This window comes from Pseudomonas imperatae, from assembly GCF_057128625.1.
In genome coordinates this window covers 65,692-87,210 of record NZ_JBSKHP010000014.1, presented here as the reverse complement: position 1 = coordinate 87,210, position 21,519 = coordinate 65,692, and the positions used below count along the sequence as shown (strand labels likewise).

General features: G+C 60.5%; 22 protein-coding genes. 4 read left to right on the top strand and 18 right to left on the bottom strand.

The window, feature by feature from the left end; translation table 11 throughout:
• Positions 1 to 5: 5 nt before the first annotated feature.
• Together ACWKWX_RS18690 and ACWKWX_RS18685 are read right to left on the bottom strand one after the other, a co-directional pair.
• The gene (locus tag ACWKWX_RS18690) at positions 6 to 1,250 is read right to left on the bottom strand and encodes an N-acetylmuramoyl-L-alanine amidase (protein ID WP_416421633.1); all 1,245 of its coding nucleotides are present in this window, start codon (positions 1,248 to 1,250) and stop codon (positions 6 to 8) included.
• Between the two features lie 255 nt (positions 1,251 to 1,505).
• Positions 1,506 to 2,033 carry a DUF3617 domain-containing protein gene (locus ACWKWX_RS18685; RefSeq protein ID WP_416421634.1) on the bottom strand — a complete coding sequence of 176 codons (528 nt, stop codon included), beginning with the start codon at positions 2,031 to 2,033 and terminating at the stop codon, positions 1,506 to 1,508.
• 146 nt (positions 2,034 to 2,179) lie between these two features.
• Here ACWKWX_RS18685 and cls point away from each other — a divergent pair, with 146 nt between their 5' ends.
• Complete coding sequence (gene cls, locus ACWKWX_RS18680; protein WP_416421635.1) at positions 2,180 to 3,619, top strand: cardiolipin synthase; 1,440 nt, start codon at positions 2,180 to 2,182, stop codon at positions 3,617 to 3,619.
• Between the two features lie 16 nt (positions 3,620 to 3,635).
• Here cls and cfaB read toward each other — a convergent pair whose 3' ends face one another.
• The 3 genes from cfaB to ACWKWX_RS18665 all read right to left on the bottom strand — a co-directional run bounded on the left by cfaB (position 3,636) and on the right by ACWKWX_RS18665 (position 7,666).
• Positions 3,636 to 4,820 carry a C17 cyclopropane fatty acid synthase CfaB gene (gene cfaB / locus ACWKWX_RS18675; protein ID WP_476296665.1) on the bottom strand — a complete coding sequence of 395 codons (1,185 nt, stop codon included), beginning with the start codon at positions 4,818 to 4,820 and terminating at the stop codon, positions 3,636 to 3,638.
• Between the two features lie 231 nt (positions 4,821 to 5,051).
• Entirely contained in the window at positions 5,052 to 6,887 is a 1,836-nt protein-coding gene (gene glmS / locus ACWKWX_RS18670) for a glutamine--fructose-6-phosphate transaminase (isomerizing) (RefSeq protein WP_483828533.1), read from the bottom strand.
• An 11-nt stretch (positions 6,888 to 6,898) separates the two neighbouring features.
• Positions 6,899 to 7,666 (bottom strand): DeoR/GlpR family DNA-binding transcription regulator, encoded by a 768-nt coding sequence (locus ACWKWX_RS18665; RefSeq protein ID WP_483828532.1) that lies wholly within the window; start codon positions 7,664 to 7,666, stop codon positions 6,899 to 6,901.
• A 407-nt stretch (positions 7,667 to 8,073) separates the two neighbouring features.
• Here ACWKWX_RS18665 and ACWKWX_RS18660 point away from each other — a divergent pair, with 407 nt between their 5' ends.
• Genes ACWKWX_RS18660 through ACWKWX_RS18650 form a run of 3 tightly spaced genes read left to right on the top strand, consistent with a single transcriptional unit; the run spans position 8,074 to position 10,288 of the window.
• Positions 8,074 to 9,480 carry a PAAR domain-containing protein gene (locus ACWKWX_RS18660; protein WP_483828531.1) on the top strand — a complete coding sequence of 469 codons (1,407 nt, stop codon included), beginning with the start codon at positions 8,074 to 8,076 and terminating at the stop codon, positions 9,478 to 9,480.
• On the top strand, positions 9,477 to 9,866 hold the full coding sequence (locus ACWKWX_RS18655; protein WP_483828530.1) for a hypothetical protein: 390 nt from the start codon (positions 9,477 to 9,479) through the stop codon (positions 9,864 to 9,866). Before ACWKWX_RS18660 ends, ACWKWX_RS18655 begins: the two co-directional genes overlap by 4 nt.
• Positions 9,867 to 9,898: 32 nt before the next feature.
• Positions 9,899 to 10,288 carry a hypothetical protein gene (locus ACWKWX_RS18650; RefSeq protein ID WP_483828529.1) on the top strand — a complete coding sequence of 130 codons (390 nt, stop codon included), beginning with the start codon at positions 9,899 to 9,901 and terminating at the stop codon, positions 10,286 to 10,288.
• A gap of 148 nt (positions 10,289 to 10,436) precedes the next feature.
• On the opposite strand, the gene glmU is transcribed toward ACWKWX_RS18650, so the two are convergent.
• From glmU to rsmG, 13 genes are all read right to left on the bottom strand, one after another.
• Positions 10,437 to 11,804, bottom strand: a complete 1,368-nt coding sequence (gene glmU / locus ACWKWX_RS18645) for a bifunctional UDP-N-acetylglucosamine diphosphorylase/glucosamine-1-phosphate N-acetyltransferase GlmU (protein ID WP_483828528.1) — start codon at positions 11,802 to 11,804, stop codon at positions 10,437 to 10,439.
• A 112-nt stretch (positions 11,805 to 11,916) separates the two neighbouring features.
• The gene (locus ACWKWX_RS18640) at positions 11,917 to 12,342 is read right to left on the bottom strand and encodes a F0F1 ATP synthase subunit epsilon (RefSeq protein ID WP_416421642.1); all 426 of its coding nucleotides are present in this window, start codon (positions 12,340 to 12,342) and stop codon (positions 11,917 to 11,919) included.
• A gap of 44 nt (positions 12,343 to 12,386) precedes the next feature.
• Positions 12,387 to 13,763: a F0F1 ATP synthase subunit beta gene (gene atpD / locus ACWKWX_RS18635; protein ID WP_027980916.1), complete on the bottom strand. Its 1,377-nt coding sequence runs from the start codon at positions 13,761 to 13,763 to the stop codon at positions 12,387 to 12,389.
• 27 nt (positions 13,764 to 13,790) lie between these two features.
• A complete protein-coding gene (gene atpG / locus ACWKWX_RS18630; RefSeq protein WP_416421643.1) occupies positions 13,791 to 14,651 on the bottom strand; it encodes a F0F1 ATP synthase subunit gamma in 861 nt (286 codons plus the stop codon).
• A 50-nt stretch (positions 14,652 to 14,701) separates the two neighbouring features.
• Entirely contained in the window at positions 14,702 to 16,246 is a 1,545-nt protein-coding gene (gene atpA / locus ACWKWX_RS18625; protein ID WP_416421644.1) for a F0F1 ATP synthase subunit alpha, read from the bottom strand.
• 21 nt (positions 16,247 to 16,267) lie between these two features.
• On the bottom strand, positions 16,268 to 16,804 hold the full coding sequence (locus tag ACWKWX_RS18620; protein ID WP_416421645.1) for a F0F1 ATP synthase subunit delta: 537 nt from the start codon (positions 16,802 to 16,804) through the stop codon (positions 16,268 to 16,270).
• 12 nt (positions 16,805 to 16,816) lie between these two features.
• On the bottom strand, positions 16,817 to 17,287 hold the full coding sequence (locus ACWKWX_RS18615) for a F0F1 ATP synthase subunit B (RefSeq protein WP_008367083.1): 471 nt from the start codon (positions 17,285 to 17,287) through the stop codon (positions 16,817 to 16,819).
• Between the two features lie 54 nt (positions 17,288 to 17,341).
• Positions 17,342 to 17,599, bottom strand: coding sequence for a F0F1 ATP synthase subunit C (atpE, locus tag ACWKWX_RS18610; protein ID WP_002555987.1), 258 nt, complete (start codon positions 17,597 to 17,599; stop codon positions 17,342 to 17,344).
• A gap of 146 nt (positions 17,600 to 17,745) precedes the next feature.
• Positions 17,746 to 18,615, bottom strand: a complete 870-nt coding sequence (gene atpB / locus ACWKWX_RS18605) for a F0F1 ATP synthase subunit A (RefSeq protein WP_027980922.1) — start codon at positions 18,613 to 18,615, stop codon at positions 17,746 to 17,748.
• Between the two features lie 16 nt (positions 18,616 to 18,631).
• A complete protein-coding gene (locus ACWKWX_RS18600) occupies positions 18,632 to 19,039 on the bottom strand; it encodes a F0F1 ATP synthase subunit I (protein ID WP_027980923.1) in 408 nt (135 codons plus the stop codon).
• 147 nt (positions 19,040 to 19,186) lie between these two features.
• Positions 19,187 to 20,059 (bottom strand): ParB/RepB/Spo0J family partition protein, encoded by an 873-nt coding sequence (locus ACWKWX_RS18595; protein ID WP_416421646.1) that lies wholly within the window; start codon positions 20,057 to 20,059, stop codon positions 19,187 to 19,189.
• Positions 20,060 to 20,068: 9 nt separating this feature from the next.
• Positions 20,069 to 20,857, bottom strand: a complete 789-nt coding sequence (locus ACWKWX_RS18590; protein WP_416421647.1) for a ParA family protein — start codon at positions 20,855 to 20,857, stop codon at positions 20,069 to 20,071.
• 18 nt (positions 20,858 to 20,875) lie between these two features.
• The gene (gene rsmG, locus ACWKWX_RS18585; protein ID WP_416427507.1) at positions 20,876 to 21,514 is read right to left on the bottom strand and encodes a 16S rRNA (guanine(527)-N(7))-methyltransferase RsmG; all 639 of its coding nucleotides are present in this window, start codon (positions 21,512 to 21,514) and stop codon (positions 20,876 to 20,878) included.
• Positions 21,515 to 21,519: the final 5 nt, after the last annotated feature.

Below are 21,519 nucleotides of genomic sequence, written 5' to 3'. Positions count from 1 at the left end.
TCTCTTCAGACGACGCGCTGGGCGTTCTGCTCCTGTTTCCAGGCAATGAAGGAGTCGCTGGGTGGGTTTTTCTGGAAGTAGGTGTTGATGCCGGCGAACAGCCGGTCGGCTACAGCCTGCTGGTGGCGCGCGGTCACCAGGCGCTGGGCGTCGCTGGCGTTGGAGATGAAGCCGGTCTCCACCAGGATGGACGGCACGTCCGGTGACTTCAGCACCGCGAAGCCGGCCTGCTCCACGCGGTTTTGGTGCAGGGTGGTGATGTCGGCCAGGCTGCCCAGCACCGTGTGGCCCAGTTGCAGGCTGGCGGCGATGGTGGCGTTCATCGACATGTCGATGATCACGTTGGCCAGCATCGGGTCCTTGTCCTTGAGGTTGAGCAGGCTGGCGGCGCCGATCAGGTCCGCGCCGTTCTCGCGGTCGGCCATCATGCGTGCGGTGGCCGAGGTGGCACCGTTTTCGGACAGGGCGAATACCGAGGCACCCGACGCGGTCAGGCGCGGCGCCGCATCGGCGTGCACCGAGATGAACATGTCGGCGTTGCGCTGGCGCGCGAAGTCGACGCGTTTGCGCAGCGGCACATAGAAGTCGTCGTTGCGCACCAGGTGCACGGTGTAGCCGTTCTCGCGCTTGAGGCGGCGCGCCAGCAACTGGGCGATGGACAGCACCACGTCTTTCTCGCGCTCGCCCTTGCCGCCAATGGCACCTGGGTCCTTGCCACCGTGGCCAGGGTCGACCACCACCACGATGTCACGCTTGGGGTGCGGGCCACGGCTGGCCACTGCCTTCGGCGCCTCGACCGGCTCAGGCTCGGGTGCCGGTGCGCTGGCCAGCACCGCCGGCGCGGCAACATGGTTGCCCTGAATCAGGTCCAGCACCAGCCGGTGGCCCTGGCCCGCCTGCGGGCCCAACAGGAACGCGTTAGCCTGCATGGGCGCGTTGAGGTCAAAGACGATGCGGGTGTCGCCGTGGCCGAACGGCCCGGAACGAATGGCCCGCACGCTGGTGCCAGCCAGGTTCAAGTGGCCCAGATCGCCGCTGAGCTGGGCGCCGGCCACGTCGACGATGAGGCGGTCGGGGGCCTGCAAGGTAAAGGTCTTGAATTGCACCGGACCGCTCAAGTCGAACACTACGCGCAGCTTGTCGTTGCTGCGCCACAAGCGTGCGTCGCGCACCAGCGCCGCGGAGGCGCCAAGTGGCAGTGCCAGCGTCGTGCTGGCCAGGATGAAGGTGAGCAGTTGGCGTCTATGCATGGCGGATCTTCATCAAAGGAAGTTACAGTTTTCGCATCGTTATAATATAACACGCGGAATGTCGCCCAAGATGAAATAGCGCAGGCACAGGGTCCGCATGGTGGCGACTCTAAACCGGGCTTGCATTGCAGATTATGAAATTTTCTACATCTGAGTGTTCCACGTGGAACGCTGTAGCAGCGGCCGCCAGGCCGCGTCCCAGGCGTCTCGGTTGGCAGCCCTGGCGCGGACGCAGCCTTCGGCAGCTGCTACGGGTCAGGGGCGGGGGTGGACGGTGCCGCAGTCGTTGCCCAGCCATACGGCGCGGGTTTCCATGCTGCCTTTCTGCTGGGTGCCGGTGGCGTTGAACGTGCCGCTGACCTTGGTCAGGAACTCACGCTGGCTGAGGAAGGTGGCCTGGCCACTGCCCTGGGCCTTGGGGCAGTTGAAGCGGAAGTCCCAGACGTTGCCATGGCGGGCGGTGATCTGCTGGGTGCAGCCCGACTGCGGGTCCTGCAGCGGGATGTTGTCGGACTGCACCTGTGCTTGGGTCAGGCAGCTGCGAATGCCCTTGCCGCCCACGCTGATGCCCTGCTTGGCCATGGCCTGCTCGACCATGGCTTTCTGTTCCGGCGCCAGCATCTGCATCTGCCCCAGCATCACGTTGAGGTCAGGCAAGGCGCTGCCGTCCACCTGCATGTTGCTGGTGGTCAGCTCCCACAAGCCTGGTTGAAGCATTTGCGCCTGCACGAGGGGCGCCGACAGACACAGGGCCAAAGCCACGGCCGGCAAACGAATCTTCATGGATAACTCCTGGGGTGGGCCACTCTTGGCTGGCTGATGATACTTGGATGCGGGTTTGCCGATTGCGTTGCATGCTGAATTATTTCGAGACAACCCGGGCTGAACGTGGTCTGTTAAGCACAACGCATTCGGGAGCATCGCTGCGCATGGATTATCACAGCCCCTGGTTTTTTGGCTACCTGTTTGGCCTGGTCCACCTGCTCGGCGTCATCGCCGCCATTCATGCGGTGTTCACCGTCCGCACCGCGCAGGGCTCGATCGCGTGGGCACTGTCACTGGTCTTCGTGCCCTATCTGACCCTGATCCCCTACCTGGTGTTTGGCCGCAGCACCTTCGACGCCTATATTGAAGCGCGCCGCCAGGCCAACCGGGAAATGCACAAGGCCATTGCCGACTTGGACTGGCGGCCCTGGGTGGAGGAAGCACTGACCGCGCGCAACTCCAGTTCCTACGCATCGCTGCGGGCCATGCCCAAGCTCGGACGCATGCCGTGCCTGGCCAACAACCAGGTCAGCCTGCTGGTCAACGGCAAGGCCACCTTCGAGGCCATCTTCGCCGCCATTCGCGAGGCGCGTGAAGTGGTACTGGTGCAATTCTTCATCATCCACGATGACCAGATCGGCCGTGAGCTACAGGCGCTGTTGCTGGAGAAAGCCGCTCAGGGTGTGAAAGTGTATGTGCTGTACGACAGCGTCGGCAGCCACGCCCTGCCCCACGAATACAGCGACGTCCTGCGCAAGGGCGGCGTGAAGATCCGTGCGTTCGCCACCCGCAGTGGCTGGCTCAATCGCTTCCAGGTGAACTTCCGCAACCACCGCAAGATCGTCGTGGTGGATGGCGTGGTGGGGTTCATCGGTGGCCATAACGTCGGCGACGAGTACCTGGGCGGCAACCCCAAGCTGTCGCCGTGGCGCGATACCCACATCCGTATCACCGGCCCGGTGGTGGCTTGCCTGCAGGAGTCCTTCGCCGAAGACTGGTTCTGGGCCTCGCGCAAACTGCCACCTTTGATCCTGCCCGACACCTATGAAGACGGCGGCGTGCTATGCCAGGTGCTGGCCAGCGGCCCCGCGGACCCACAGGAGACCTGCTCGCTGTTCTTCGTCGAAGCCATCCATGCCGCGACCGAGCGGGTGTGGATCACCAGCCCCTACTACATTCCCGACGAGGCGGTGTTCGCCGCCCTGCGCCTGGCGGTGCTGCGCGGGGTGGACGTGCGCATCCTGCTGCCGTCGCGCCCGGACCATAAGGTGGTGTACGCCGCCTCCAGCCTGTTCGCCTTCGAGGCAGTGCGCGCCGGTGTGCGCATGTTCCGCTACGGGCCAGGCTTCCTGCACCAGAAGGTGGTGCTGGTGGACAACGAGATCAGCGCCATCGGCAGTGCCAACATGGACAATCGCTCGTTCCGGCTGAATTTCGAAATCATGCTGCTGACGGTGGACAGCGCGTTCGCAGGCCAGGTGGCGGAGATGCTTGAGGCGGACTTTGCCCTGTCACGAGAGATCACCGTGGAAGACAGCCGCCATACGCACCAACTGCAGAAGCTGGGCATGCGCATCGCCAGGTTGATTTCACCCATCCTGTGATGCGCACGCCCAGGGGTCAGCGGTACAGATCCTCACGGGTCCATGGCAGGCCATGGGTACCATCGGAATAGGCTTTCACCGAGAGGATCTGGTGAATGTTGATCCAGCCACGGGCAAACGCATAAGAGCAGCCGGCCAGGTACAGGCGCCAGATGCGCAGTGCCTGCTCTGGCACCATGGCGGCCGCCTTGTCGAGATTGGCCTCCAGGCGCTTGCTCCAGAAGTCCAGCGTCTTGGCGTAATGCAGGCGCAGGCTCTCCACGTCCACCACCTCGAAACCAGCCTCGCTGATGCGCGCCGACATCATGGCCATGTGCGGCAGCTCGCCATGGGGGAACACGTAGCGCTCGATGAACTCCCCTGCCCCACGCCCGACCGGCCGGCCATCGGTGTGCTTGGCAGTGATGCCGTGGTTCATCACCAGGCCGCCTTCGCGCACGGCACCGAACAGACGCTCGCAGTAGACCTGCAGGTTGGCATGGCCGACGTGCTCGAACATGCCCACGCTGACCACCTTGTCGAAGCGGCCGTCCTGCGGCAGGTCGCGGTAGTCCAGCAGCTGCAGCTCCACCAAATGGTCGAGGCCCTCGGCCTTGACCCGCTCGCGCGCCAGCTTCAGCTGTTCCTTGCTCAGGGTGATGCCGAACACCTTGGCGCCGTACTCGCGCGCGGCATAGCGTGCCAGGCCGCCCCAGCCACAACCCACGTCCAGCAGATAGTCGCCGGCCTGCAGCCGCAACTTACGGCACAGGTGCTCGAACTTGGCATGCTGGGCCTGCTCCAGGGTCTCGGTACCGGTCTGGAAATAGGCACAGGAATAGGCCATGTCCTGGTCCAGCCAGAGTTGGTAGAACTCGTTGGACAGGTCGTAGTGGTAGGAGATGGCAGCGGCGTCGGTGTCCTTGTCGTGGACGGTGCGAATCGGCTGGTCGCCGTCATCGTCATCCACCAGGGCTTGGCTAAGCTCGTCACATACCCGGATTACCTCACCGATCGAACCTTCCATTTCCAGCTTGCCCTCGACGAAGGCAGTACCCAGGAGATCAAGGCTCGGGTGAGTGAACTGAGTCACCAGCTGTGGGTCTTTCACCACGATAGTGACACTGGGCGCGGGGCCCAGGTTGAACTCATGACCATCCCAGAGTCTCAGGCGCAGCGGGAGCTGAAGATTCTGTAAGGCCGGTGGTAATTGCGCGAGCATGTGTTTAACCCCCCTAAGTCAGACTTCTCTGAAATTAGGGTAGTCCAGAATTTGGCGCTGTCATGGGGTTCACTACTATGGTCTTAGACCATGCTGCGGATTTTGGTAGGTTTTCTTACGTTACACTTTGTTTCGCGCCACCTGTAGCAGCGGCCGCGAGGCCGCGTCCCTGGCACCACAATTCGCGTGGCCAAGGGACGCGGCCTTTGGCCGCTGCTACGGGGATTGCGGTTACTCCACTGTGACCGATTTCGCCAGGTTGCGCGGCTGGTCGACGTCGGTGCCTTTCAGCACGGCCACGTAGTACGACAGCAGCTGCAGCGGAATGGTGTAGAGGATCGGCGCCAGCGCATCGAGGATGTGCGGCATGGCGATCACGTGGGTGCCAGGCCCGTCGCGGAACTCGGCCTGGGCGTCGGCGAAGACGATCAGCTCACCGCCGCGGGCGCGTACTTCCTGCAGGTTGGACTTGAGCTTCTCCAGCAGGTCGTTGTTCGGCGCCACGGTGACGATCGGCATGTCCTTGTCCACCAGCGCCAGCGGGCCGTGTTTCAGCTCGCCTGCCGGGTAGGCTTCGGCGTGGATGTAGGAGATTTCCTTGAGCTTGAGCGCGCCTTCCATCGCTACCGGGAACTGTGCGCCACGCCCCAGGAACAGCGTGTGGTGTTTCTCGGCGAACAGCTGGGCAACCTTCTCCACCGTGCTGTCCATGGCCAGGGCTTCACCCAGGCGGGTTGGCAGGCGGCGCAATTCTTCTACCAGCTCGGCTTCGACGCCGGCTTCCAGGGTGCCACGCACCTGGCCCAGGGACAGGGTCAGCAGCATCAGCGCCACCAGCTGGGTGGTGAACGCCTTGGTGGAAGCCACACCGATTTCCGGGCCGGCCTGGGTCAGCAGGGTCAGGTCCGACTCGCGCACCAGCGAGCTGATGCCGACGTTGCAAATGGCCAGGCTGCCGAGGAAACCCAGCTCCTTGGCGTTGCGCAGCGCGGCCAGGGTGTCAGCGGTTTCACCGGACTGGGAGATGGACACGAACAGGGTGTCAGGCTGCACCACCACGCGGCGGTAGCGGAACTCGCTGGCCACTTCCACCTGGCAGGGAATGCCGGCCAGGCCTTCGATCCAGTAACGTGCAACCATGCCGGCGTGGTAGCTGGTGCCACAGGCGACGATCTGCACGTTGCGCACCTTGGCGAACAGCTCGGCGGCCTGCGGGCCGAACGCTTGCACCAGCACCTGCTCCTGGCCCAGGCGACCTTCCAGGGTGCGTTGCACCACCTTAGGCTGCTCGTGGATTTCCTTGAGCATGAAGTGACGGAACTCGCCCTTGTCGGCGGCTTCGGCGCCTTCGTGGTATTGCACGGTGTCGCGCTGCACTGGCTGGCCATCGGCGTTCCAGATGCGCACGGCTTCGCGAGTGATCTCGGCGATATCGCCCTCTTCCAGGTACATGAAGCGGTCGGTGACCTGGCGCAGGGCCAGTTGGTCGGACGCCAGGAAGTTTTCCCCCAGGCCCAGGCCGATGACCAGCGGGCTGCCGCTGCGCGCAGCTACCAGGCGGTCAGGCTGTTTCAGGCTGATGGCGGCCAGGCCATAGGCACCGTGCAGTTCCTTCACCGTGGCCTTGAGGGCATCGGTCAGGTCCGGCAGGGTCTTGAGGTAGTGGTGCAGCAGGTGCGCGATCACCTCGGTGTCGGTGTCCGAGCTGAACACATAGCCCATGCCTTTGAGGCGGTCGCGCAGCGCCTCGTGGTTTTCGATGATGCCGTTGTGCACCACCGCCACGTCGTCGCTGGAGAAATGCGGGTGGGCGTTGCGCTCGCTGGGCGCGCCGTGGGTGGCCCAACGGGTGTGGGCAATGCCCAACTGGCCGGCCAGCGGGTCGGCGGCCAGCGCGGCTTCAAGCTCGGCGACCTTGCCCACGCGGCGGCGGCGCTGCAGCGAACCGGTGTTGGTGTACAGCGCCACGCCGGCACTGTCGTAGCCACGGTACTCCAGGCGCTTCAGGCCTTCGAGCAGGATGGCGGTGATATTACGCTCGGCGATGGCGCCAACGATTCCACACATGGGTTGTTCTCCTAGCTTGCGGCGGCGCAGATGAGGTTGATACCGCGGGCCTGAATCTGTTCGCGTGCCGCAACGGGCAGGCGATCATCGGTAATAAGGGTATGGACGCTGCTCCACGGCAGCTCCAGGTTGGGGATCTTGCGGCCGACCTTGTCGGACTCCACCATCACGATCACTTCACGCGCCACGTCCGCCATCACCCGGCTCAAGCCGAGCAGTTCATTGAAGGTGGTGGTGCCACGCTCCAGGTCAATGCCGTCGGCGCCGATGAACAGCTGGTCGAAATCGTAGGAACGCAGCACCTGCTCGGCGACCTGGCCCTGGAAGGATTCCGAGTGCGGGTCCCAGGTGCCGCCGGTCATCAACAGCACCGGCTCGTGCTCCAGTTCGCTGAGGGCGTTGGCCACGTGCAACGAGTTGGTCATCACCACCAGGCCGGGCTGGTGGCCAAGCTCGGGGATCATCGCGGCGGTGGTGCTGCCGCTGTCGATGATGATGCGCGCATGCTCGCGAATCTTGTCCACAGCCGCGCGGGCGATGGCCTGCTTGTGGATAGAAACGCTTTGGGCGCTCTCGCTCATCATCTCCTGCGGCACCGGCACTGCCCCGCCATAGCGGCGCAGCAGCAGCCCATTGGTTTCCAGGGCGGCCAGGTCCTTGCGAATGGTGACTTCGGAAGTTTCGAAGCGACGGGCCAAGGCGTCGACGCTCACCTCGCCCTGTTCATTGAGCAAGGCAAGAATGTTGTGGCGGCGCTGGGGCGTGTTGCGTTTCGACATGGTGGCTTTTAAGTTTCGATTCGAAAGATAACGGAAGCAATCAAAACCTATCGGCCGGTTTTCGTCAAGTGAACAGTGGTTCAGGCTGACGGTGGGTGGTTCATCTTGAGTTATCCACACTTGCGCACCGAAGGCTGTTGGCGCCATGACACAGATCGACGCAAAGATTTCCTCGCCATGGGCGAACTTGGGAAACGTCCTACTTACGGGCGATGACCACGGGCTTACCGTAGGCAGCCTACCAACCACGGCTTCCCAACCATCGTCGAAAAGGATCACCCAATGCCTGCAGCGTCGCCGACTATGTACACCAACGAAGCTTCGCCAGAATACCTCCGCACCCTCGATAGAAGCCCTTTTACCGAAGAGCAATTAGAAGCAACTGCAACGGAACAGGGGGTAACGCGATGAGTGAGGGATATTTCATTGGTCGCGGTGACAAGACCAGCTGCGGTGGTGAGGTGCTGGACGGCGACGACCGGGTGAACATGTTTGGCCTGCTGCATGCCCGTGAAGGTGACCGGGTGTCTTGCGGCGCGAACGGCGGTATCTACCGGATTGTCGGTGGCGTGTCGTTCATCGATAGCCATGGCAAGCTGGTGGCGGGCACGCTGGACAGTTTCAGTGATTGCCCCTGCAGGGCGAAGCTGATTCCCTCGGTGTTCACGGCAAGCTATCGAAACGAGAGCACGCGTGCCATGGCGTCCAATGAGCCGGCTCAAGCTGCTTCCTCCAGCATTGCCGAACGCACAGGCACACCCTCCTCCATCCCGTCCCCAGCTTACCGGCCCCTGAATGCCGTCAGCCAGCTGGAACCTCAAGAGCCGGGTTTTTATGTTGTGCCGCAGAGCACAACCCGCGAAGCCCTGGAGGCCGACCTCTTCCCCATCCGCAACGCGGCAGTGATGAGCAAATTCCGCGCACTCAACCCCTACGTTGCCGAGGTAAAAGCCGGCTCGATGATGGTGCTCAGCGACCCCAACAACACCACCTGCAGCTATCAGGAAGCGCAGTTGATGCAGGCTGCGAACCAGGTCAACTCAGCCCTGGAGCCCCTCACATCCGAAGAGGCCAACTTCCTGTTCAAGCACGGCGCGGAAATCGCCAGCTTCATTGGCGAGACATCCACCTGGCTGGGCGTGAGCGCGGTGATCATGGAAAAGCACTTGGGTAACCTGCGGGGCACGCTCCAGGCCATCGAGCGCTTGCACCAGGAAAGTTACCGGCGGCACGGCAACCTTAAATCACCGCAGTTCCTGTCAGAGCGCCAGCAGCTGCTTGCCAAGCTGGATTCGCACCTGCTGAATTCCACCCGCTTGCGGGGCCAGACAAGTTTGGGGGATCACCCAAAATTGAAGACGGCGCTGGGTATTTCCAGCCGCAGCCTGGTGCATCACTGGAGCAAAGCTGGGGCGCCGGGGCAGATACCGGGGTATGCGACTCATGTGGATAAGATGAGTCGTACTACCAGGTATATGACTGCAGGGGGGTATATCGGGATCGGGCTGGGCAGCGTCTCTTCCCTGCTGGCTATTCAGCAGGTGTGTAATGGGGAATCGGGCCTGGCTTGTAGGAAGATCAAGTTTACTGAGGGCGGGAAATTTGGTGGTTCTACCATGGCCGGTGTATTAGGAGGCGAAATTGCCAAGTCCGCTAGCGGATCTATCTGCATAGCCCTTGGCGTTTCAACAGGCATCGCGGGAGTTGCTTGCGTTGTTGCAATAGTAGGAACAGGGGCCTGGATGGGTACAACCTTAGGCGGCATTGGCGGCGAGTTTGCTGGCGAACAGCTCTACGAAGCTACATTGCCATGATCAATATTGAGAGTTGGAATCGATGGGCCGTGATCTCCTTCACAGGTGGTCCTATGATTTTAGGTATAGTGAATATTGCCTACACTTATTATTTGAGACAATTCCATTTAGATAGCATGCTCAAAGCTCTGGAAAACAGCCGCTACGTATACAGATGGGGGGGGGATTTCAAGAAGCAAGGCATGATAGGTACTGGTCTGGTAATTGCTAAAATCGCTCAGATCGTCGTTTGGCCGAAGTCATCAATTAAAGTTGGCGAACTAAATGCTACAGACCTCCACAACTTCCCTGTTCACCTCAAGCGTTTATTGAAAATAAAACTAGCGATACTAATATTTGGAGCTATATGGATTGTAGCTACCTATATATTTATAAAATTACGCTGACGAATGAGTCGGATTTTTAACAGCACCGAATCATGACTAGCATTGACGATTGGCACCCATGGCTTGCAATATTCTTCTTGAGTGGCCCCTTCGCTCTCGCGCTAGGGGTTATTGCCTACACTTGGTATCTGGCCCGCTATCGTCTGGATGAGATGATGAAGGCTTTAGAAAACAGCCGATATGTTTACATATGGGGGGCAAGTTTGAAGAACCAAGGTCTACTCGGCAACGAGCTAGTGATGGCAAAAATTGCCCAGATCGTTTTATGGCCAAAATCGTCGCTTACTATCGGGGAACTCAATCCAGTCGATCTTCAAAATTTTCCTCCCTCCCTGAAACGCCTATTGAAGATAAAACTGACGATATACATAGCCGCCTGCACCTGGATGGTGATTACCTTCATAGTAATCGAATTGCGTTAACCTCCAATCTTTGGGCCAAGCTTATCCACATCCCGCGGATATTCACTCACCATCCAAGATCAGGGTGAGAACCAGGCACCGTTTAAAGCTCAAACGGTACCTGCCCCCACGCCTCACCAAGCGAACGTCAATCCCGGCTGTGGATAACTCAGCCTTTCTTGATCTTCACCGGCCGCTTCCAGCCATCAATATTGCGCTGGCGCGCACGCCCTACCGCGAGTTGAGCTTCCTCCACATCCTGGGTAATGGTCGAGCCCGCCGCAGTGGTAGCACCCGCCTTGATATCCACAGGCGCCACCAACGAGTTGTTGGTGCCGATGAACGCATCCTCGCCAATGACCGTGCGCCACTTGTTGGCACCGTCGTAGTTGCAGGTGATCACGCCCGCACCGATGTTGCTGCGTGCGCCAATGTCGGCATCGCCCAGGTAGGCCAGGTGGCCGGCCTTGGCGCCCTCGCCCATGTGGGCGTTCTTCAGTTCGACGAAGTTACCCACATGGGCGCCCTGGTCCATCACGGTACCCGGGCGCAGGCGCGCGAACGGGCCGGCGTCGCTGCCCTCGCCCATCACGGCACCGTCCAGGTGGGTGTTGGCCTTGAGGGTCACGCCTTTGCGCAGGGTGCTGTCCTTGATGTAGCAGTTCGGGCCGATGACCACGTCGTCCTCGATGACCACCTTGCCTTCGAGAATGACGTTGACGTCGATCAGCACGTCGCGGCCCACGGTGACTTCACCGCGCACGTCGAAACGCGCCGGGTCGCGCAGGGTCACGCCCTGGGCCATCAGGCGGCGGCCTTCGCGCAGCTGGTAGTGGCGCTCGAGCTCCGACAGCTGACGACGATCGTTGGCGCCCTGCACTTCCATGGCATCCAGCGGTTGCTCGGTGGCCACCACAAGGCCATCGCCCACGGCCATGGCAATCACGTCGGTGAGGTAGTACTCGCCCTGGGCGTTGTTGTTGGACAGCCGCCCCAGCCACTCGGCCAGGCGCTTGCCCGGCACCGCGAGGATGCCGGTGTTGCCTTCCTTGATAGCACGCTGTGCTTCGCTGGCGTCCTTGTGTTCGACGATGGCGCTGACCTTGCCGGCGCCGTCACGCACGATGCGGCCGTAGCCGGTGGGGTCGCCCAGGTTCACGGTCAGGAGGCCCAGCTGGTCCGGGGTGACCAGCGCCAGCAGGCGTTGCAGGGTCTCGATTTCGATCAGCGGCACATCGCCGTAGAGGATCAAGACGGTTTCAGCGGTGATGGCCGGCACGGCCTGGGCCACGGCGTGGCCGGTGCCCAGCTGCTGTGACTGCAGCACGAAATTCAGGTCCGGGGCCGCCAGGCGTTCGCGCACCAGCTCCGCGCCATGGCCGATGACCACATGGATGCCTTGCGGCGCAAGCTGCCGGGCGCTGTGGATAACATGGCCGAGCATGGAGTTGCCCGCTACCGGATGCAAGACCTTGGGGATGGCCGAACGCATGCGGGTGCCCTGGCCTGCGGCGAGAATGACGATATCGAGAGACATTGAGTGGCTACCAATCCGGGCTGGTCGGCGAACGCGACCGGGAGATGAAAAGCGGAAAAAGAAAAAGGGTAGCCGAGGCTACCCTTTTTCTCAATCGCTCAAAAGTTGCGGCTTATTTGCCGAACTTCTTGCGGATCTGCTGAACGGTACGCAGCTGCGCAGTGGCCTCGGCCAGGCGTGCAGCAGCAGCGCCGTAGTCGAAGTCCGCGCCTTGCTCGTTCAGGGCCTTCTGGGCAGCCTTGACGGCTTCCTGAGCAGAGGCTTCATCCAGGTCGGCAGCGCGCTGCACGGTGTCGGCCAGGACCTTCACCATGTTCGGCTGAACCTCGAGGAAACCACCGGAGATGTAATACACCTCCTCGTCTCCACCCTGCTTGATCAAGCGGATCGGACCTGGCTTCAGATTGGTGAGCAACGGTGCGTGGCCCAGGGCAACGCCCAGGTCACCCAGTTCACCGTGTGCAATCACCATCTCGACCAGACCGGAGAAGATTTCCCCTTCCGCGCTGACGATATCGCAATGGACTGTCATAGCCATCTGCTTGCCTCAACCTGATTAGCGCCCGTTGCCGGGCGCCAGGATTACAGTTTCTTGGCTTTCTCGATCGCTTCTTCGATGCCGCCGACCATGTAGAACGCTTGTTCTGGCAGGTGGTCGTAGTCACCGTTGAGGATGCCTTTGAAGCCAGCAATGGTGTCTTTCAGGGAAACGTATTTGCCCGATGCACCAGTGAAGACTTCAGCCACGAAGAACGGCTGCGACAGGAAGCGCTGAATCTTACGAGCGCGGGTAACGAGTTGCTTGTCGGATTCCGACAGCTCGTCCATACCCAGGATCGCGATGATGTCTTTCAGCTCTTTGTAGCGCTGCAGCACGTACTGAACGCCACGAGCGGTGTCGTAGTGTTCCTGGCCGATGACCAGTGGGTCCAGCTGGCGCGAAGTCGAGTCCAGTGGATCGACCGCTGGGTAGATACCCAGGGAGGCGATGTCACGGGACAGTACGACGGTGGCGTCCAAGTGGGCGAACGTGGTGGCTGGCGACGGGTCAGTCAGGTCGTCCGCAGGTACGTATACGGCTTGTACCGAGGTGATCGAACCGGACTTGGTCGAAGTGATGCGCTCTTGCAGAGTGCCCATCTCTTCAGCCAGGGTCGGCTGGTAACCTACGGCCGATGGCATACGACCCAGCAGTGCCGAAACTTCGGTACCGGCCAGGGTGTAACGGTAGATGTTGTCGACGAACAGCAGAACGTCGTTACCTTCGTCACGGAATTTCTCGGCCATGGTCAGGCCGGTCAGCGCTACGCGCAGACGGTTACCTGGTGGCTCGTTCATTTGACCGTAGACCAGGGCAACCTTGTCCAGAACGTTGGAGTCCTTCATCTCGTGATAGAAGTCGTTACCTTCACGAGTACGCTCACCCACACCGGCGAACACGGAGTAACCGCTGTGTTCCATCGCGATGTTACGGATCAGTTCCATCATGTTTACGGTCTTGCCTACACCGGCACCACCGAACAGACCAACTTTACCGCCTTTGGCGAACGGGCAGACCAGGTCGATAACCTTGATGCCGGTTTCCAGCAGGTCGTTGCCGCCTGCTTGTTCAGCGAACGAAGGAGCCGGCTGGTGGATACCACGGCGCTCTTCTTCACCGATCGGGCCGGCTTCGTCGATTGGGTTGCCCAGGACGTCCATGATACGGCCCAGGGTCGCTTTACCGACGGGTACCGAGATAGGCGCCTTGGTGTCGACAACGTCCAGGCCGCGTTTCAGGCCTTCGGTCGAACCCATTGCAATAGTACGAACCACGCCGTCGCCCAGCTGCTGCTGAACTTCCAGAGTGGTTGGCGCGCCTTGAACATTCAGCGCGCTGTAGATGCTCGGTACGCTGTCACGTGGAAATTCCACGTCGATGACGGCGCCGATGATTTGAACGATACGTCCGCTACTCATAGCAGGATCCTCTGAATATTTGAACCGTTAAACCGCGGCAGCGCCGCCGACGATTTCCGAGATCTCTTGGGTGATCGCAGCCTGACGCGCCTTGTTGTAGACCAGCTGCAATTCGCTGATCAGGTCGCCGGCGTTGTCGGTGGCGTTCTTCATCGCGATCATCCGCGCAGCTTGTTCAGCCGCGTTGTTCTCAACCACCGCCTGGTAGACCTGCGACTCCACGTAGCGAACCATCAAGCCGTCCAGCAGCTCCTTGGCGTCGGGTTCGTAGAGGTAGTCCCAGTGGTGCTTGAGCTCTTGATCCGGGGTTGCGACCAACGGAATCAATTGCTCGACCGTTGGCTTTTGCGTCATGGTATTCACGAACTTGTTGGACACCACGGACAGGCGATCAATACGGCCATCCAGGTAGGCATCCAGCATCACCTTGACGCTGCCGATCAGATCATTGATCGATGGCTCTTCGCCCAGGTGGCTGATCGCTGCAACGACGTTGCCGCCAAAGCTGCGGAAGAATGCCGCACCCTTGCTGCCAACCACGCACAGATCGATCTCGACGCCGCGCTCGCGGTTTACCGCCATGTCCTTGACCAGGGCCTTGAACAGGTTGGTATTCAAGCCGCCGCACAGACCACGGTCACTGCTCACTACCACATAACCTACGCGCTTTACTTCGCGTTCGATCATGAAGGGGTGGCGGTATTCCGGGTTGGCGTTGGCCAGATGACCAATCACCTGGCGGATATGCTCCGCGTAAGGACGGCTGGCTGCCATGCGCATTTGAGCCTTGCGCATTTTGCTGACCGCCACTTTTTCCATGGCGCTGGTAATTTTTTGCGTGCTTTTGATGCTCGCAATCTTACTGCGAATCTCTTTTGCGCCTGCCATGTAACACCTATCAGGTTAGCAAGCGGGAGCCTCGCGGCTCCCGCTGCGGCTTACCAGGTTTGGGTGGCCTTGAACTTCTCGATACCGGCTTTGATGCCAGCGTCGATTTCGTCATTGAAGTCACCCTTCACGTTGATCTTCGCCATCAAATCGGCGTGATCGCGGTTGAAGTAAGCAATCAGGGCCTGCTCGAAGCTACCGATCTTGGCGATTTCGACGTCAGTCAGGAAACCACGCTCAGCGGCGTACAGCGACAGCGCCATGTCCGCGATGGACATAGGAGCGTATTGCTTCTGCTTCATCAGCTCGGTAACGCGCTGACCGTGCTCCAGTTGCTTGCGGGTGGCTTCGTCCAGGTCAGAAGCGAACTGGGCGAATGCAGCCAGTTCACGGTACTGAGCCAGAGCGGTACGGATGCCACCGGACAGCTTCTTGATGATCTTGGTCTGAGCGGCACCACCCACACGGGATACCGAAACACCGGCGTTCACTGCAGGGCGGATGCCCGAGTTGAACATGGCCGATTCCAGGAAGATCTGACCGTCGGTGATGGAAATCACGTTGGTCGGAACGAACGCGGAAACGTCGCCAGCCTGGGTTTCGATGATCGGCAGTGCGGTCAGGGAACCGGTCTTGCCAGTCACTGCACCGTTGGTGAACTTCTCTACGTACTCTTCCGAAACGCGCGATGCACGCTCCAGCAGACGGGAGTGGAGATAGAACACGTCACCTGGGTAGGCTTCACGGCCTGGTGGACGGCGCAGCAGCAGGGAAATCTGGCGGTAGGCCACTGCTTGCTTCGACAGATCGTCATAGACGATCAGCGCGTCTTCACCGCGGTCGCGGAAGAATTCACCCATGGTGCAGCCGGAGTACGGCGCCAGGTATTGCAGTGCGGCGGATTCCGAAGCGCTGGCGGCAACAACGATGGTGTTGGCCAGGGCGCCGTTCTCTTCCAGCTTGCGCACGATGTTGGCGATGGTCGATTGTTTCTGACCGATTGCCACGTACACGCAGAAGATGCCGCTGTTTTTCTGGTTGATGATCGCGTCGATCGCCATGGCGGTCTTGCCGATCTGGCGGTCACCGATGATCAGCTCACGCTGGCCACGGCCGACAGGGATCATGGCGTCAACCGACTTGTAGCCAGTCTGTACAGGCTGGTCTACCGACTTACGCCAGATCACGCCCGGTGCAACTTTCTCGACCGCGTCGGTCTCGGTGTTGCCCAGTGGACCTTTGCCGTCAACAGGGTTACCCAGTGCGTCGACGACGCGACCCAGCAGTTCCTTACCAACCGGAACCTGCAGGACGCGGCCAGTGCACTTGGCGCTCATGCCTTCGGCCAGGGACTGGTAAGCACCGAGGATAACGGCACCTACGGAGTCCTGCTCCAGGTTGAGGGCCATGCCGAAGACGCCGCCCGGAAACTCGATCATCTCGCCGTACATGACGTCGGCCAGACCGTGAATCCGCACGATACCGTCAGATACGCTGACGACAGTGCCTTCGTTACGGGCTTGGGAGGTCACATCGAGCTTTTCGATGCGGCCCTTGATAATTTCACTTATTTCGGAAGGATTGAGTTGCTGCATTGCTCTGCTGCCCCTTCAAACTCAAGATTTCAATGCTTCGGCCAGCTGCGCGAGTTTGCCACGCACTGAACCATCGATTACCAGGTCGCCAGCGCGAATGACAACACCCCCGATGAGGGAGGCATCTTGCGCGGCGTGCAGTCGCACTTCTCGGCCGAGCCGTGCACTGAGAACCTTGGCGAGTTTGTCTTGCTGTTCGTCGTTCAATGCAAAAGCACTGGTTACTTCCACGTCCACGGATTTCTCGAGCTCGGCCTTGTACAGGTCGAACTGAGCGGCGATCTCCGGCAACAGCAGGAGACGGTCGTTTTCCGCGACAACATGAATGAAATTCTGTGCCTGGCTATCAAACTTTTCACCGCACACTTCAATGAAAGTGGCGGCCTTTTGTGCGCTCGTCAGTCGCGGGGCCTTGAGCAGGCGCTGCATGGTGTCGTCTTCCGACACCGCAGCAGCCAGGCCGAGCATGGCTGACCAATTGGCCAGTTGCTGGTGGGCCTGGGCATGCTCGAAGGCTGCCTTAGCGTAAGGTCGGGCCAACGTGGTCAGTTCTGCCATGATCGCCCTCGCTTAGATTTCTGCAGCCAGTTTGTTAACCAGCTCCGCGTGCGCGTTTTGATCGATTGTGGCGCCCAGGATCTTCTCGGCACCGCCTACGGCCAGAGCACCCACTTGGGCACGCAGCGCGTCTTTGACACCGTTCAGTTCCTGCTCGATCTCGGCCTGAGCCTGAGCCTTCACGCGATCAGCTTCGACACGGGCCTGTTCACGGGCCTCGTCGACGATCTGAGCGCCGCGTTTCTTGGCTTGCTCAATGATTTCGGCTGCCTGAGCTTTAGCATCGCGCAGTTGCTGACCCGCTTTGTCTTGGGCCAGCTCCAGGTCGCGAGCTGCTCGTTGTGCAGCGTCCAGTCCATCCGCGATCTTCTTCTGACGTTCTTGCAAAGCCGCGATGACCGGAGGCCACACGAACTTCATGCAAAACAGTACAAAAATGAAGAACGCAACGGACTGGCCAATCAGGGTTGCATTAATGTTCACGCCAACACCTCGCTCGTTCTTTGTTCACACCAATCAGCTCGAAGGTTCGAGAGATTAGCCAGCGAGTTGACCAACGAAGGGGTTCGCGAAGGTGAAGAACAGAGCGATACCAACACCGATCATGGTTACGGCGTCGAGCAGACCGGCAACGATGAACATTTTAACTTGCAGCATTGGAACCATTTCTGGCTGGCGAGCTGCGCCTTCCAGGAATTTGCCGCCCAGCAGGCCGAAGCCGATAGCAGTACCCAGAGCGCCCAGGCCGATCAGCAGAGCAACAGCGATAGCGGTTAGACCAACTACAGTTTCCATCTTTCCTCCCGACTTTTACGTCGTATTGGTTAGGTTTTTTAGATTAAAGCGGTAAAACAAATCGTTTTTGCAGCAGCCCCGGCAGACTCCCCCCAAGGGCACCCTTCCACCGGGGTGGAAGGGTCATCAGACACGCCAGGCGGGTCTTAATGGTTCTCTTCGTGCGCCATCGACAGGTAGACGATGGTCAGCATCATGAAGATAAAGGCCTGCAGGGTGATGATCAGGATGTGGAATACAGCCCACGCCCACTGCAGTACAACGCCCAGACCGCTCAGCCACAGCAGACCGCTGCCGAACATCACTGCGATCAGGATGAACACCAGCTCGCCGGCATACATGTTGCCGAACAGTCGCAGGGCCAGAGAGATTGGCTTGGCGATCAGGGTCACGAATTCCAGCAGGAAGTTGACCGGGATCAGGATGATCTGAACCAGCATGTTCTTGCTGCTAAACGGGTGCAGGGTCAGTTCGCCCAGGAAGCCACCGATGCCCTTGATCTTGATGCTGTAGAAAATGATCAGCGCGAACACCGACAGGGCCATGCCCAGGGTGGCGTTCGGGTCAGTGGTGGACACTGCGCGGAACGGAATCTCGTGATCGCCAGAGATAGCGGCGGCCAGATGAGGAATCCAGTCGACCGGGATCAGGTCGATGGCGTTCATCAGGAACACCCAGGCGAAAATGGTCAGTGCCAGGGGAGCGATCACGGCGCTACGGCCGTGGAAGCTGTCCTTGACGCTGCCGTCGACGAACTCTACCAGCACTTCGACGAAGTTCTGCAGCGCGCCAGGCTGGCCGGAAGTCGCCTTTTTCGCCGCCATGCGGAAAATCAGGACGAAAATCAGGCCCAGGGCCACAGACCAGCCGAGGGTGTCGACGTGGAATGCCCAAAAGCCCATTTCCTTGGCTTGTGCTGCGGAGTGGGCAAAGCCCCAGCCGCCGTCTGGTAGTTGACCGAAGGTCAAGTTCTGCAAGTGGTGCTGGATATAGCCCGAAGCGGTTTCTGCTGCCATGGTTGCCTCAAACGCCCTAAGGTCTCGAAAGTCTTGTTTTCATCAGCAGGGGTGCGAACCAGCTGACCAGTTGGGTCAGCACGAAGACACCGAATACTGCCAACGGCGCCAATGGCTTCACTCCTGCAAACGTCAGCGCGAACAGCACTGCCGTCAAAATCAATTTGCCTGCCTCGCCAGCGTAGAACGACCGGACGATGGCTTGCGCGGCTCGGGCTCCGGTAAACCGGAACGCCTTGTGAGCAAAATACAAATTCGGCAACCAGGCAATCAGTCCCCCGAGGAGGCCTGAATATCCAGTGACTGCCCCGCGCCACTGCCACAACGCCAAGGCTGCCAACAGAAACACGACACATTGAGCCAGCAATACCGGAAATACCGCCAAGCGATGGAAGGGCAGGCGGTTTGGCGTGCGGGTTTCCATCACAATTGCTCCTCGTGAGTCGGCTCGCCAAAATCAGTGACTTGGCATAATTTGTGCCGACAAAATGCGCGCAGAGTATAGGGGCGGTTCAGCCCCTATTCAACTGCTCGGTAGTGATTTCCGACTGCGCGCTACAGAAGGATTGTTTCAGCGAATGTGGGCGAGCACGCCCTGAAGCTCATCCAGGGAGTTGTAACGGATGACCAGCTGGCCCTTGCCCTTCTGCCCGTGGCGTATCTGCACATCAGAGCCCAGACGCTCTGCCAGGCGCTGCTCAAGGCGGGTTATGTCCGGATCAGGTTTGCTCGATTCGACCGGCTCAGGCTTGCCGCTGAGCCATTGGCGAACCAGTGCCTCGGTTTGGCGCACGGTAAGGCCACGTGCGACAACATGTCGCGCCCCCTCGACCTGCTGTTCATCCGGCAGACCGAGCAGAGCACGGGCGTGGCCCATCTCCAGGTCGCCATGGGCGAGCATGGTCTTGATGACTTCCGGCAGCGTGATCAGGCGCAGCAGGTTGGCCACGGTGACCCGCGACTTGCCCACCGCATCGGCGACCTGTTGCTGGGTCAGCTGGAATTCCTGCTGCAGGCGCTGCAACGCGATGGCTTCTTCCACCGGGTTGAGGTCTTCGCGCTGGATGTTCTCGATCAGCGCCATGGCAATGGCGGCTTCATCGGGCACGTCGCGGACCATGGCCGGGATGGTGTCCATGCCGGCCTGCTGGCTCGCGCGCCAGCGGCGTTCACCGGCGATGATCTCGAAACGGTTGTTGCCGATCGGACGCACCACGATCGGTTGCATCACGCCCTGGCTCTTGATCGAGTGGGCGAGTTCTTCCAGCGCCTGCGGGTCCATGTCCCGGCGTGGCTGGTATTTGCCGCGCTGGATCACGTCCAGGGGCAGGTGCTGCAATTCTCTCTGGTCGACCTTGACGGCCTGTTCTTCCAGCGCGCTGACGGTAGGCCCGCTAAGCAGGGCATCCAGTCCACGTCCGAGACCACGTTTCTTCACGGCCATGTGGATTCCTTAGGCTTTTTCAGCGCGAGTTTGGCGGCGCTGGCGACGAACCATCTCGCCCGCCAGGGCCAGGTAGGCCAGCGCGCCACGCGATTGCTTGTCGTAGGCCAGTGCCGGCATGCCGAAGCTCGGCGCCTCTGCCAGGCGCACGTTGCGCGGGATCACCGTGTCGTACAGCTGGTCGCCGAAGTGCTCCTTGAGCTGCGCGGACACATCGTTGATCAGGCTCAGGCGCGGGTCGTACATGGTCCGCAGCAGGCCTTCGATCTTCAGTTCCGGGTTCAGCAGCTCGGCGATGCGCTTGATGTTATCCACAAGGTCGCTCAAGCCTTCCAGGGCGAAGTACTCGCACTGCATGGGGATGATCACGCCATCGGACGCCACCAGGGCGTTGAGGGTGAGCATGGACAGCGACGGCGGGCAGTCGATCAGGATGTAGTCGTAGCTTTCGCGGATAGGCGCCAGCGCAGTACGCAGGCGGCTCTCCTTCATCTGCATTTCCAGCAGCACCACTTCGGCCGCGGTCAGGTCGCGGTTGGCCGGCAGCAACTGGTAGCCGCCGTGTTCGGAGAAGTGCATGGCCTGGTTCAGGTCGCACTCGCCGATCAACAGGTCGTAGACCGAGTTTTCCAGGCCGTGCTTATCCACACCGCTACCCATGGTGGCGTTGCCCTGTGGATCGAGGTCGATCAGCAGCACGCGGCGCTTGGTCGCGACCAGCGATGCTGCGAGGTTGATGCAGGTGGTGGTCTTGCCCACACCACCTTTCTGGTTCGCTATCGCGAATACCTTAGCCATTCTTGCGTGTGTTCCCAATCATGCCGTGCGGCGCAGTATCAGCAGATGACGTTGGCCTTGGCAACCCGGTACGGTCAAGGCCTGTGCGCTTTCGAGGTGAAAATCTGCCGGTAATGCTACCAGCTCATCGGCAGGATGCAGCCCTTTCATTGCCAACCAGCGCGTATTCGTGTCGCCCAGGTGGCGTGTCCAGTTGCTGAAGTCTTCCAGGCTGCTGAAAGCCCGCGAAATAATTCCGTTGAACGGCAGCTCGGGCTGGAACGCTTCGACCCGGCTGTGGATAACCTGCAAGTTGTCCAGCTTCAGCTCCAGCTTGACCTGGGTGATGAAGCGGGTCTTCTTGCCGTTGCTGTCCAGGCAGGTGATTTTCTTCTCCGGGAACAGGATGGCCAGCGGCACGCCAGGCATGCCGCCGCCGCTGCCCACGTCCAGCCAGCGCTCGCCTTCACCGATGTGGGCGATCACGCTGAGGCTGTCCAGCAGGTGGCGCGACACCATCTCGTCGGGGTTGCGCACGGCGGTCAGGTTGTAGGCCTTGTTCCACTTGATCAACAGGGCCAGGTAGGCCAGCAGCTGATCGTGCTGGGCCTGGCTCAGTTCGACGCCCAGTTCCCGTGCCCCTTGGGCCAATTCCTGCGAGTGGTGTGGGGTGACCATAGAAC

Coding starts and splice junctions, on each gene's coding strand:
- ACWKWX_RS18690 (WP_416421633.1), bottom strand. CDS start 1,250: ATGCATAGACGCCAACTGCTCACCTTCATCCTGGCCAGCACGACGCTG.
- atpE (WP_002555987.1), bottom strand. CDS start 17,599: ATGGAAACTGTAGTTGGTCTAACCGCTATCGCTGTTGCTCTGCTGATC.
- ACWKWX_RS18590 (WP_416421647.1), bottom strand. CDS start 20,857: ATGGCTAAGGTATTCGCGATAGCGAACCAGAAAGGTGGTGTGGGCAAG.
- ACWKWX_RS18595 (WP_416421646.1), bottom strand. CDS start 20,059: ATGGCCGTGAAGAAACGTGGTCTCGGACGTGGACTGGATGCCCTGCTT.
- atpA (WP_416421644.1), bottom strand. CDS start 16,246: ATGCAGCAACTCAATCCTTCCGAAATAAGTGAAATTATCAAGGGCCGC.
- glmU (WP_483828528.1), bottom strand. CDS start 11,804: ATGTCTCTCGATATCGTCATTCTCGCCGCAGGCCAGGGCACCCGCATG.
- ACWKWX_RS18600 (WP_027980923.1), bottom strand. CDS start 19,039: ATGGAAACCCGCACGCCAAACCGCCTGCCCTTCCATCGCTTGGCGGTA.
- cls (WP_416421635.1), top strand. CDS start 2,180: ATGGATTATCACAGCCCCTGGTTTTTTGGCTACCTGTTTGGCCTGGTC.
- ACWKWX_RS18660 (WP_483828531.1), top strand. CDS start 8,074: ATGAGTGAGGGATATTTCATTGGTCGCGGTGACAAGACCAGCTGCGGT.
- atpD (WP_027980916.1), bottom strand. CDS start 13,763: ATGAGTAGCGGACGTATCGTTCAAATCATCGGCGCCGTCATCGACGTG.
- ACWKWX_RS18620 (WP_416421645.1), bottom strand. CDS start 16,804: ATGGCAGAACTGACCACGTTGGCCCGACCTTACGCTAAGGCAGCCTTC.
- atpB (WP_027980922.1), bottom strand. CDS start 18,615: ATGGCAGCAGAAACCGCTTCGGGCTATATCCAGCACCACTTGCAGAAC.
- rsmG (WP_416427507.1), bottom strand. CDS start 21,514: ATGGTCACCCCACACCACTCGCAGGAATTGGCCCAAGGGGCACGGGAA.
- glmS (WP_483828533.1), bottom strand. CDS start 6,887: ATGTGTGGAATCGTTGGCGCCATCGCCGAGCGTAATATCACCGCCATC.
- ACWKWX_RS18665 (WP_483828532.1), bottom strand. CDS start 7,666: ATGTCGAAACGCAACACGCCCCAGCGCCGCCACAACATTCTTGCCTTG.
- atpG (WP_416421643.1), bottom strand. CDS start 14,651: ATGGCAGGCGCAAAAGAGATTCGCAGTAAGATTGCGAGCATCAAAAGC.
- ACWKWX_RS18650 (WP_483828529.1), top strand. CDS start 9,899: ATGACTAGCATTGACGATTGGCACCCATGGCTTGCAATATTCTTCTTG.
- cfaB (WP_476296665.1), bottom strand. CDS start 4,820: ATGCTCGCGCAATTACCACCGGCCTTACAGAATCTTCAGCTCCCGCTG.
- ACWKWX_RS18655 (WP_483828530.1), top strand. CDS start 9,477: ATGATCAATATTGAGAGTTGGAATCGATGGGCCGTGATCTCCTTCACA.
- ACWKWX_RS18640 (WP_416421642.1), bottom strand. CDS start 12,342: ATGGCTATGACAGTCCATTGCGATATCGTCAGCGCGGAAGGGGAAATC.
- ACWKWX_RS18685 (WP_416421634.1), bottom strand. CDS start 2,033: ATGAAGATTCGTTTGCCGGCCGTGGCTTTGGCCCTGTGTCTGTCGGCG.